Here is an 11,461-nt window from a genome sequence, read left to right on the forward strand (position 1 = left end):
GCACGTCATGCGTCGTATCAGCACCTTCACCGCACTCGCCGTGACCACGGCCTCCCTCGGGCTCGCCGTGCTCGCAACTCCCGCGCACGCGGCGACCGTTGTGGTCAGCAACTCCACCGACCTGACCAACGCCATCAAGAACGCCACCGCCGGTACGGTCATCCAGGTCCGGGCCGGCACCTACTACCCGACGGCCACCCTCCAGTCGACGGCCAACGGCACCTCCTCCGCGCCGATCACCCTCACCGCGTACGGCTCGGAGACCGTCAAGATCGACGGTTCGTCGCTGCCGTCCGGCTCCTGGATCTTCAAGCTGACGGCCGACTACTGGAACGTCTCCAACCTGACCTTCCAGAACTCCCCGGACAGCGCGGTCGTCTGCCAGTCCTGCACGGGCACCAACTGGAACAACGTCAAGACCATCAACGGCGGCGACTCCGGCTTCACGCTCACCGGCGACGGCACCGTCAACAACACGGTCAAGAACCTTGACTCGTACGGCAATTACGACGCCGCCACGCACGGCGAGAACGCGGACGGCGTCGCCATCAAGTTCGGCTCCGGCAGCGGGAACCTCGTCACCGGCGCGCGTCTCTACAACAACTCGGACGACGGGATCGACTTCTGGTCCTTCTCCACTCCGGTCACCGTCGAGCACACCTGGTCCTTCGGCAACGGCGTCAACCGCTGGTCCGACTCGGCGTTCGCGGGTGACGGCAACGGCTTCAAGCTGGGCGGTGACGGCGAGGTCGTCGCGCACGTCATCAACAACTCGGCGGCCTGGGGCAACGCGGGCAACGGCTTCACCGAGAACTCCAACACCGGCGCCCTGGTCATCAACCGCACCACCGCGTACGCCAACAGCAAGTGGGGCTACTACTTCGCCACCAGCTCCGCCAAGCTCGGCAAGAACCTCGCGGTGAGCAACGGCGGCGGCTCGGTCAGCAAGGGCTCTGCGGTCACCTCGGCCGGCAACAACTGGGACTCCGGCATCTCCACCCCGTCCTTCATCTCCACGGACGCCTCGACGACGTACAACGCCCGTTCGTCGAGCGGCACTTTGCCGGCGACGACGTTCCTGACGACGGGGTCCACGACGATCGGCGCGACGATGAACTGACCTGCTCCGCGGGCCCGGTTCGGGAAACGGGACCGGGCCCGCACTCGTCAGGCCGTCCAGCGCAGCAGCGCGGGCATGGCGGCGTGGTCGTTTCCCTCCATGGTGACGACGACCTCACGACCCGTGGAATTCGCCAGCCATTTCACGAATTCGCGGACCGGCGCGAAGGTTTCCGCGTCCACGACGTCCGACGGATCGAAGCTGAACTCGATCTCCTCGATCTCGAAGAAGTAGGAGGTGAACCACATTCCGTCGATCTCGATCGCCAGGCTCACCGATTCCTCGGGGTCGTCCCGGAGTTTCGACCACACGGCGGAGGCCTCGGGAATACCGGTGTCCGTCGTGTCGGCGAGCGTCCAGGTGAGGACATGCCGTCCCGGCAGTTTCCGTAGTCCGTCGAACAGGTGCTGCCAGTCGTCGAGCGCGGTGTCGAGCACGCACACGTCGCGCAGGGATCCGTCGGCGACGAAGTCCTGCGCGCGGTACGTCGGTTCGCTCTCGTGCTGTCCCGCCATTACAGGAACCCTTCGAAGGTGAGCTGACCTCCGCGCCAGCTCCATCGTGCACCCCAGCCGCCCGGGACCCGGAAATCCCTGGTGATTCCGCCGTATTGGGCCGAGGCTGATGTGTTCACTTTTTCCACCACGTTCGGATCCGTCAGGATGTCCTGGATCATTTCGTTGGCGATCTCGGTGCGTTCGCTATTGGTGACCTTGCCGAAATTGTACATGTCGACATGTGCCTGGCCTCGTTTGGCCAGGTTTCCGGGGCTCGGGTCGCCGTGTTTCTGCAGGGCCCGGCCCGCCGGCGAGAGTTGGCCCTTCTTGATGGTGGTGGCGCTCGAATACAGGTCGTCCGTGCCGTAATTGCACGGCGAAAGACCCAGCGGGTCGACCCAGGTGAGCGGGGCGTGCACATAGCTGTGGTGGTTGCTCGCCGGCTCAAGGCCCAGCGGGTCCGGGCCGAGGTACCGGGCGGTCCCGGGGTCGTAGTAGCGGTGCAGGTTGTAGTGCAGCCCCGTCTCGGGGTCGGCGTACTGCCCCGGGAAGCGCAGCGGGCAGTCGACCGTGTCGTCCTCGCCGAGCGGCGGGAAGCCCGTGCCCCACAGGGTGGTGCGGTGCTGCCGGACCAAGTCCCCGCTCGCGGAGACCAGTTCCATGGGCGTGCCGACGGTGTCCGTGATCACCGCGTGGAAACGGGCCGTCCGCGCGGGGTGCGTCTCCTCCGCCAGCCGGGCCAGGAAGGACGAGTTGGGGACCGCTGACGACGGCTCGTGGAGGGTCTGGGCCACCGGGCGCGGGGTCCCCGGCTCGTAGTCCCAGGTGGTGACCAGGCCGTCGGGGCCGGTCTGTTCGGCCAGGCAGGTGCCGTCCCACGCGAACTCGGTACGCTCGACGGCCGAACCGTCCTCCGCCACCCGGTACTTGGCCACTCGGCGGCCGAACGGGTCGTAGGCGTACCGCCATTGACCGCCGTCCGGAGTGTCCACCTCGGTCAGTCGGCCCTCGGTGTTCCATGAGTAAGTCCACGTACGGTGCTGGCCGTTGAGCAGCCGGTGGGTCCTGCGGACGAGGCGGCCCTGTGCGTCGTGTTCGTACGTGTCGCGGCCCGCCGAGCGGACGAGGGTGCCGTCGACGTCGTGCGCGGCGGGATCGGGTCGGCCGGGCGCGGTCGCGCTCACCACGTTGCCCGCCGTGTCGTAGGCGTAGGTCTCGGTCCAGCCGTGGGCGCGCACGCCCGTGACCCGGCCCATGGAGTCGAGGTCGAAGTGGCGGGTGCCGGAGGTGAGTTCGCGGATCTCGGTGATGTACCCGTCGGCACGGTGGGTGTAGGTGCGGTGCTGCAGCAGTCCTTCGACACCGGCCGCTCGTGACGCGGCGGCCAGGGACTGCCCGGTGAGCCGACCCCGCGCGCTCCAACTCTGCGTCAGCGTCACCTCCGTACCGATGCGGCGTTCGACCTCGCGGCCCGCCGCGTCGTAGGAGAAGTCCAGCGCACCCGCGGGCGTGCGCAGGGCAAGCGGTCGGCCGGTGGGGTCGTAGGACCAGTCCGAGGACAGGCCCGACGGTGTCACCCGTCGGACGCGTCGCCCGAGGGCGTCGTAAGTGTGCGTGGTGCGGCGCCCGTTGACCGTCTCCGCCAGCACCCGGCCCAGCGCGTCGCGCTCCAGTACGACGTCCGCCTCGGCGTTGGCCGCACGGGCCAACCTGCCGTCCGAGCCGTAGGCGTATGTCGTGACCTCGCCCGAGTCGGCGTGCTGCGACGCCACGCGCCCCGCCTCGTCGCGGGTGAAGCGCAGTGTCTCCCCGGCGCCGTTCGTACGGCTGCTCAGCCGCCCCGCCCCGTCGTGCTCGTACGTGAGCGTCCGGCCGTTGAAGTCCGTCTCCGCGGCCAGCCGCCCGGCCTCGTCGTATGTGTACGACCACGTCCGCCCCTGCGGGTTGGTCACTCCCGTCAGCCGCAGCTCCGTGTCGTACGCGAACTCGTAGCGCGCCCCGTCGGGGTCGACGCGTGCGGCGGGTTGGTCGAAGTGGGTGGCGGAGTGGTGGGTGACATTGCCCGCCGCGTCGGTGTGGACACTCAGGTTGCCCTCCGCGTCCCAGGTCCACGACTCCCTTGCCCCGTCGGGCAGTTCGCGCCAGGACGGCTTGCCCTCCGGGGTCCAGCCCATGCGGGTCGTATGGCCCAGGGGGTCGGTCACCGCGGTGATCCGGCCGAAGGAGTCGCGGCGGACGGACGTCGTGTGGCCCGACTCGTCCGTCAGGGACACCGGCAGACCGGCCGCGTCGTACGCCATCGTGCGGGTGTGACCGAGCGCGTCGGTGACCGCCGTCGGGCGGCCGTGCGGGTCGTAGGCGTAACGGGTCTCGGCACCCGTCGGGTCGAGCGTCGTCAGCAGGTTGCCCCGCTCGTCGTACGTGTGCCGCCACACCGCCCCGCCCGGCTCCACGACCTCCGTCGGCAGACCGAGCGCGTTGTGGACGGCCCGCGTCAACGACCCGTCGGGCAGAGTGAGTTCGGTGAGATTCCCGGCGTCGTCGTACTCGTACCGGGTGGTGTGGCCGAGCGGGTCGGTGACCGTGAGGGGTTGGCAGCCGTACTCGTCCCACCGGGTGCGGGTGACATTGCCGAGCGGGTCGGTCTCCTCCTCGACCAGGCCCTCCGCGTTGTGCCGGTGGGTGGAGACGCGGCCCTGGGAGTCGGTGTACGTCGTCGTGCGCGTCGTGTCGTCGTAGGCCAGCGTGCCGGACAGGATGCCGTCGACGCCCTCGGTGCGCACGACCCGGCCGCGCTCGTCGTAGACGTAGCCGAACCAAGTGCCGTTGCGGTCCGTCCACTTGGTGATCCGGCCCTGCTCGTCGTACGCGAACCGCAGTGCCTCCCCACTGGAGTTGACGACCTCGGTGAGATTGCCGGCGCCGTCGTAGCCGTAGCGCGTGACGACCGTGCCCTCGCCCACGGGGCCCTCGGGGCCGTAGCGGGACGGGGGTTCGTCGAGCAGGCGCAGCGCGGTGATGCGGGGGCCGGTCGTGTCGACGGCGATGTAGTGGCCGCCGGAGTGGCGGATGCCGAACGGGACGCCCTCGTCGTCGCGTTCGACGTCGATGCGGTTGCCGTTGCGGTCGCTCCAGGAGTCCAGCGCGAGGTGGAAGACGCCGAAGGTGGGGGAGGGCGCCGGGGCGCCGAACGTGCGGACCACACCGGTCGCCGGATCGGTGACGGTCATCGCGCTGTCCGGCTTGCCGTCCCAGTCCAGTGGCCAGCGCGCCCCCTTGACCGGCATGGTCGGCACGCCCGGTTCCGGGACCGGGTAGACCAGGCGCATGCCGTCCGCCGCCGCGAACACCACGCCCTCACCGTCGATCTGGAGGCATTCGTCGAGGGTGGAGATCCAGGTCGGGCCGAAGCGGACACCGCCGCGGTAGGAGGAGAGGTGGGTGCGGGTGAACTCCAGGGGCAGCGCGCCCGGCAGTGCCAGGTCCGTCGCGGTCATGAGCATCGCGCCGGTCGCCACGTCGATCGGCTCGCCGACGCAGGGCGTACCGTCGGCGGTGCGTGCGGCCGGGCCCAGTTCGACCAGGTCGGGGCGGAGCGACGCGGGCCGCAGGAACACGGGCGTCGTATCGCTGAACGCGCCCTCGATGCCCGCTTTGACGACCCCGCCGCCGGCGCCCAGGGCGCCGCCGAACAGCATGCCGTCCTTGGCGGCCTGGTTGACCTCGTCGAGGCTGAAACCCTGCTGCAGTCCGGTCGCCATCTTCAGCGGCTGGGCCACGGCCAGGTCGACGGTCACCGACTCGATACCGCCGAACGCGGCGGCGACCAGCGTGCCGCCGGCGATCTCGGCGATCGTCGTGGAGACCGCGACCCCCAGCCCGGCCCCGAACTCGATGACCAGATCGGCCGCCGCGACCGCCGCGCCGGAGGCCAGGCCCGCGGTGAAGAAGGCCAGCGCCACCCCGCCCGCGATCACCGCCGCGTCGATGCCGATCTGCGTCCAGAGCTTGTTGATCGCGTCGTCGATCGCGTCGGCGAACTTGTCGAGCGCGGTGGCCATTTCACGCCCGGAGTCGGCCAGGTCCTTCAGCCAGCCGCTGTCCTTTCCTTCGGCGTTCTTGGCGTAGCGGCCCCAGAACTTCCCGAACGCCTCGATCGACTCACCCGTGTTGTTGTGGATGATCGACGACGCGCTCTGCTGGACCGGCGCGCGCAGATCGTCGACGGCGCCCGCGAACGTGCGCCAGGCCGTCGCCGCCGACCGCAGCTTTCCCGAGTCGGCCTCCGGCCACCACATGCCCAGATCGAGCAGGATTTTTCGGGCCTCGTCCTCAACGCTCACCGGCACCGTCCGACTTGGTGACCTTCACTTCGGTGAACATCCCGGCGATCAGCTCGTCGTTGTCGACATGCCCGTCCGCCATGTCCACCATGGCCTCGTGAATGCTCGTCAGCCCGAGCACCAGCGTGCCCGCCGCGCCCTCGATCTTCTTCTGCAACGGCTTGTATGAGTCGCCGAACTCCTTGCCCTGCTTGTCGTTTCCCCAGGGTTCACCCAAACCGTCGAGGGACTTCACGAGCGCGGTCAGCGCCTTGCCCAGATCAACTGCCGCCGTCTGGAAGTCCGGTGCCGTCCGCTTCAGATCGGCCGTCTTGATGTCGAGGACCTTGGCCGGGTCCTTTCCGTCACCCATCGCGCGTTCCCCCGTTCGCAGTCGCGTTCACGACCCTAGGAGAAGCCGACCAAGGGAGGGTCAAGCGCATCCCATGGCGGGGTAATTCCGTGGCCTGTGGGTTATGTATCGATCGGATAAAGACTCTCGCCTCCACGGTGTGATGCGCGTAGACAGTCTCTGACCTGGTGCATCACCCAAACAACCAGATCCGGAGATTCCATGCGGAAGTCCCTCAGAGCGGCCGCCCTCGGCGCCGCCTGTGTCGTCGCCGGTGCGGCCCTCTACGGCACGGGCGTCGCCACCGCCGGCCAGTCGACGGTCAACTCGACCCACGAGCCGTACAACATCGGCCTGTTGACGAAGGACATCGACACCTACTACGGCACCACCGTCGACGCCAACGGCGTCTACCAGGCCTCGGCGACCAGCCCCTACGCCAAGGATCTGGCGCGCATCGACGCGTCCGCCAAGAAGTACATCGACGAGGCCGTCCGCAAGCACCACAAGGGCGCCAAGCCCGCGGTCGTCTTCGACATCGACGACACGCTGCTGCTCAGCCTCGACTACGAGAAGAAGAACAACTACGGCTACAGCTCGGCCACTTGGGCCGCGTATGTCGCCCAGGCCAACCGCCCGGAGGTCTTCGGCACCCCCGAGCTGGTCAAGTACGCCGCGTCCAAGGGCGTCACGGTCTTCTACAACTCGGGTCTGAAGGAGTCGCAGCGCACCTACGCGGTCGACAACCTGAAGAAGGTCGGCGCCGACGTCAACCTCGACACCGACCACATGTTCCTCAAGGACGCGGACAACCCGCCGTCCTACCTGAGCGCCTGCGCCACGCCGGGCACCTGGACCTGCACCACCGTGCAGTACAAGTCCGGCACCCGGAAGCACATCGAGGACCTCGGGTACGACATCATCGCCAACTTCGGCGACCAGTACTCGGACCTCGACGGGGGCTACGCCGACAAGACGTACAAGATCCCGAACCCGACGTACTTCGTCAGCTAGTCGGTACGGGGCTGACTGACCCGAGGGTGGGCACCACCGGCCGGATCGACCCGTCCGCCGCGAACTGCAGGCGGTCGATCGTGGTCTCCCGGTGCGTGCCGTCCCCACCTGGTTTTCCTGGCCCGTTCAGGGCGAACCGGTGATAGACGATGTACCAGTCGTCGGTCCCCGGGGCGTTCACCACGGAGTGGTGGCCGGTGCCCAGGATGCCGTACTCGGGGTTCTTGGACAGGATCGTGCCCCGCTTGGTCCACGGACCGAGCGGGGACGGTCCCGTCGCGTAGGCCACGTGATAGTTCTCGCTCCGGGTGTCGTCCTCGGACCACATGAAGTAGTAGGTGCCCCGCCGCTTCACCACGAACGACCCCTCCCGGAAGTCGCCCGTCGTGATCTCCTTCACCTTCGTCGTGTCGTACGAGGTCATGTCGGCGTTCAACGGCACCACGTAGGCGTGCCCGTTGCCCCAGTAGAGATACGACTGCCCGTCGTCGTCCGTGAAGACGGCCGGGTCGATCATCTGGCCGCCGAGTGAACCCCCCTTCGCCACAAGGGGTTTGCCGAGCGCGTCCTTGAACGGGCCGGCGGGCGAGTCCGCCACCGCGACCCCGATCTGCTGCTCGGCGCAGAAGTAGAAGTAGTACTTCCCGTCGCGCTCCGCGACCGCCGGCGCCCACGCGTTCTTGTCGGCCCAGGAGACGTCGGGGCCCAGGTCGAGGATCACTCCATGGTCCCGCCAGTGGACCAAGTCCCTTGAGGAGTAAGCCTTGAAGCTCGTCCCGCCCCATCCCGCGTAGCCGTCGCTCGTCGGATAGATCCAGTACTGGCCGTCGAGATAGTGCACGTCGGGATCGGCGGTCAGCCCCGGCAGTACGGGACTTCGCGTCGGCACCGCCTCCACCGTCCAGACGCGGCTGGTCCCGTCCGCCGCCGTCACCGTGTACGTCTGCGGCTCGCGGAAGTCCCGTCGCGTACCGGACGCCGGGCTGACCGTGGAGCCCGAGCCGATGGCGAGCGAAGGCGCCAAGTGCCGCCGGTCGGCGCCCGGTTGCATGGGCAGCACGACCTTCGACGAGGCCTCCGTGACGATCGCGTACCCCTTCTGCCCGTGCGCCGTCGCGTCCACGACCGACGTCGGGGTCGCCGGATACGCAGCCAGCAGCCGGTCGTACTCCGCCTGGGTCACGGGAAGTACCGTGCCGTGCCGGGGACTTGCGGGGAGCTGGTAGTCCGTGGACGGGGTCCACCGGCCGGAGTCGAGGTCGGTGGTCTCGAAGGGGACGTAGCCGCGCAGCCCGTACTCGTCGACGAACAGGTACCACTTCTTCTCGGTGTTGGACTTGAACACCGTCGGGCCTTCGCCCCGCTCGATCGCACCGCTGCCTATGCACTCGGAGACGAAGTCGTACGACGTGGAGGTCAGCGAGGTCGACTTCTCGCCGGTGATGAACTTCGAGCAGGGGGAGCTTGAGGACGGGTCTCGTTCGTCCTTGGTGTAGCGGTAGTAAGTGTCCTTGTACTTCACGACGGTCGAGTCGATCACGGAGTAACCGGGGTCGTCCCAGATCTTCGGCGCGCTGAAGGTACGGAAGTCCTTCGTCGTCGCGTACATCATGCGGTTGTACGTCGAGCCGGTGTGGTCGGGGTCGTCGTCGGCGTACAGCTTCGACGCCCAGAAGACGACGTACTCACCGAGCGAGTCGTCCCAATAGGCCTCCGGCGCCCAGGTGTTGCCCGCGTTGTCCGGGGCCACCTTCACCAGCCGCTGGTCGGTCCAGTGGACCAGGTCGGTCGACTCCCAGATCATCACCGACTTGCTGCCGTGCCGCTGGACGTCGTCCCAACTCCCGCTGCTGTTCCGGTACATGCGCAGGTCGGTGGCGATCAGATAGAACTTGTCGCCCTTCGGTGAACGGATCACGAACGGGTCGCGCAGCCCCTTCTCGCCGATCGTCGAGGTCAGCACCGGCTTGCCCTGGTTCAACTCCCGCCAGTGCAGCGGGTCGTTGCCACGGCTGAGGGCGTAGCGGATCTGCTCGCCGTCGGCGGTGCCCTCGCCGGTGAAGTAGGCGAAGAGATAGCCGGCGTACTTGGGGTGGGTCACGGGCGGTGCTCCTGAGTGCGCGGTACTGAGCGGGGCGGCGAGCAGGCTGAGGAGGAGAGCCAGCAGGGGGAGCAGGAGGGTGCGGGCGGTGCGGGGTCGCATGGCACGTCCTGTGGGGGTGTGGGGGATTCTGTTGAGTGTCTGTGCCTTCGGAGTGTCACCAGTGGGGTGCGGTGCGTCAATCGGTGCGGGTGGGGCGGGGCGGATCGAAAGTTTCGGTCCTCCTCCCGTAGGCCGGGGCAACCTTTCCGGCCACGGCGGCGACCAGGAACCAGAAACGGGCCGGGGCGGCCCCTCCGGCCCGTTTCGTCCTCGTCACCCAGGAAAGGAACCAACGCCGTGCGTACGAGCACCGGACGCCACCGCAGGACCCGCACCCTCTCGATCGCCGCCGCGGTGGCCGTCGCCGCGGGGGCGGGCGGCGTCTACCTCGGCCTCAACAGCGGCGGCGCGCAAGCCGCTTCGTCGACGGTCACCGTGTCCACCACCGCCCAGCTGGAGTCGGCCGTCGCCAACGCCACGGCGGGGACGGTCATCCAGGTCAGGGCGGGCACCTACACTCCGGCCGCGACCCTCAAGTCCACGGCGAACGGCACGAGTTCGGCCCGGATCACGCTGGAGCCGTACGGCACGGAGAAGGTGAAGATCGACGGCTCCAAGCTCCCCGCCGGCCAGTGGCTGGCCGGCATCTACGGCGACTACTGGACGGTCCAGAACCTGACCTTCCAGAACTCCCCGGCCCAGGGCTTCGTAGCCACGTCCTCCGTCGGCGGCATCTTCAAGAACCTGGTCACGGCGAACAACGGCGACTCCGGCTTCACCCTGCGCGGCGACGGCACGACGAACAACCTCGTGCAGAACCTGGACAGTTACGGCAACTACGACGCCGCCGGACACGGCCAGAACGCCGACGGCATAGCCATCAAGTTCGGCTCCGGCACCGGCAACAAGGTCACCGGCGCCCGCCTCTACAACAACTCCGACGACGGCCTCGACCTCTGGCAGTTCTCCTCGCCGGTCACCATCGAGCACTCCTGGGCGTTCGGCAACGGCAAGAACCGCTGGAACGACTCCGCCTTCGAGGGCAACGGCAACGGCTTCAAACTCGGTGGCGGAGGCGTCGCCGTCGCGCACGTCGTCAACGACAACGCGGCCTGGGACAACAGCCTCAACGGCTTCACCGAGAACTCCAACACCGGCGCGATCATCCTCAACCGCAATACCGCGTACTCCAACTCGGCGGCGGGCTTCTTCTTCGCGACCAGCAAGTCCCGGCTCGCTCGTAATCTGGCTGTTGGCAACAAGGGGGGCCTGGACAAGCTGGGTTCGGGGGCGGTGTCCGCGGCGAACAACTGGGATGGTGGGGTCGCTACGCCGTCCTTCAGGTCGGTGGACGCGACGACGGCGTACGGGGTGCGTGCGTCGAGTGGGGCGCTGCCGGTGACGACGTTTTTGACGACAGGGGTTACGACTATTGGCGCGACGATGGACTGAGGTGCTCTCGCTGTTAGTTCCGCAACTCAGGGTGCGATGTGGAGAGTTGACTCGCGAAGGAGTCCCGGTCGCTGTGAGCTGACCGGGGCATCTCCTCTGTTTCCGGGTGAGCTGTACTGAGATTCGTGGAGTCTCTGATGCCAGGGTTACGATCCTGGCGAAGGAGAACCACATCAGTGCCAGCACCACGGAAATACTCCGATGAACTACGTGAGCGCGCGATCCGCGAGGTCCGGACCACCGGACGACCCGTCGCGCACGTCGCGAAAGACCTGGGCATCCACAAGGAAGCCCTGCGCGGCTGGGTCCGCCAGGCTGAGGCCGATGCCGGCGAACGTGACGACCGGCTGAGCACAGCCGAGCTCGACGAACTCAAGCAACTCCGCAAGGAAAACGCCGAGTTGAGGCGGGCCAATGAGATCCTGAAGGCCGCATCGGTGTTTTTTGCCCAGGAGATCGACCGTCCCCGGACGAGGCCGAGCAGGTGATCGACCACCTGCGAGCGAAGGGCCTCGGGGTCGATCCCGTCTGCCGGGAGCTGGACCTGTCACCGTCGACGTA

At 67.9% G+C, this 11,461-nt stretch carries 8 protein-coding genes; 4 read left to right on the plus strand and 4 right to left on the minus strand.

All coding sequences use genetic code 11. The annotated features are described in order from the left end of the window. Positions 1 to 7 precede the first annotated feature (7 nt). Positions 8 to 1,120 (plus strand): chondroitinase-B domain-containing protein, encoded by a 1,113-nt coding sequence (locus ACIBJH_RS47515; protein WP_399123280.1) that lies wholly within the window; start codon positions 8 to 10, stop codon positions 1,118 to 1,120. A 47-nt stretch (positions 1,121 to 1,167) separates the two neighbouring features. Here the strand turns inward: ACIBJH_RS47515 and ACIBJH_RS47520 are convergent, their stop codons facing one another. The 3 genes from ACIBJH_RS47520 to ACIBJH_RS47530 are packed head-to-tail and all read right to left on the minus strand — an operon-like array spanning position 1,168 to position 6,312. After that, positions 1,168 to 1,635 carry a hypothetical protein gene (locus ACIBJH_RS47520; protein WP_399123281.1) on the minus strand — a complete coding sequence of 156 codons (468 nt, stop codon included), beginning with the start codon at positions 1,633 to 1,635 and terminating at the stop codon, positions 1,168 to 1,170. Then, positions 1,635 to 5,915: a DUF6531 domain-containing protein gene (locus ACIBJH_RS47525; protein ID WP_399123289.1), complete on the minus strand. Its 4,281-nt coding sequence runs from the start codon at positions 5,913 to 5,915 to the stop codon at positions 1,635 to 1,637. Before ACIBJH_RS47525 ends, ACIBJH_RS47520 begins: the two co-directional genes overlap by 1 nt. Positions 5,916 to 5,949: 34 nt before the next feature. Further along, a complete protein-coding gene (locus tag ACIBJH_RS47530) occupies positions 5,950 to 6,312 on the minus strand; it encodes a hypothetical protein (RefSeq protein WP_200713556.1) in 363 nt (120 codons plus the stop codon). A gap of 201 nt (positions 6,313 to 6,513) precedes the next feature. Here ACIBJH_RS47530 and ACIBJH_RS47535 point away from each other — a divergent pair, with 201 nt between their 5' ends. Next, positions 6,514 to 7,305 (plus strand): HAD family acid phosphatase, encoded by a 792-nt coding sequence (locus ACIBJH_RS47535; RefSeq protein WP_399123283.1) that lies wholly within the window; start codon positions 6,514 to 6,516, stop codon positions 7,303 to 7,305. Here the strand turns inward: ACIBJH_RS47535 and ACIBJH_RS47540 are convergent. Further along, positions 7,298 to 9,508 (minus strand): family 43 glycosylhydrolase, encoded by a 2,211-nt coding sequence (locus ACIBJH_RS47540; RefSeq protein ID WP_399123284.1) that lies wholly within the window; start codon positions 9,506 to 9,508, stop codon positions 7,298 to 7,300. The genes ACIBJH_RS47535 and ACIBJH_RS47540 overlap by 8 nt on opposite strands. Before the next feature lie 237 nt (positions 9,509 to 9,745). Between ACIBJH_RS47540 and ACIBJH_RS47545 the strand changes: the two genes are divergently transcribed. Then, on the plus strand, positions 9,746 to 10,900 hold the full coding sequence (locus ACIBJH_RS47545; RefSeq protein WP_399123285.1) for a right-handed parallel beta-helix repeat-containing protein: 1,155 nt from the start codon (positions 9,746 to 9,748) through the stop codon (positions 10,898 to 10,900). A gap of 176 nt (positions 10,901 to 11,076) precedes the next feature. Next, the gene (locus ACIBJH_RS47550; RefSeq protein ID WP_399123287.1) at positions 11,077 to 11,388 is read left to right on the plus strand and encodes a transposase; all 312 of its coding nucleotides are present in this window, start codon (positions 11,077 to 11,079) and stop codon (positions 11,386 to 11,388) included. Positions 11,389 to 11,461 lie beyond the last annotated feature (73 nt).

Source organism: Streptomyces sp. NPDC050548 (assembly GCF_044457385.1).
Lineage (GTDB): Bacteria > Actinomycetota > Actinomycetes > Streptomycetales > Streptomycetaceae > Streptomyces.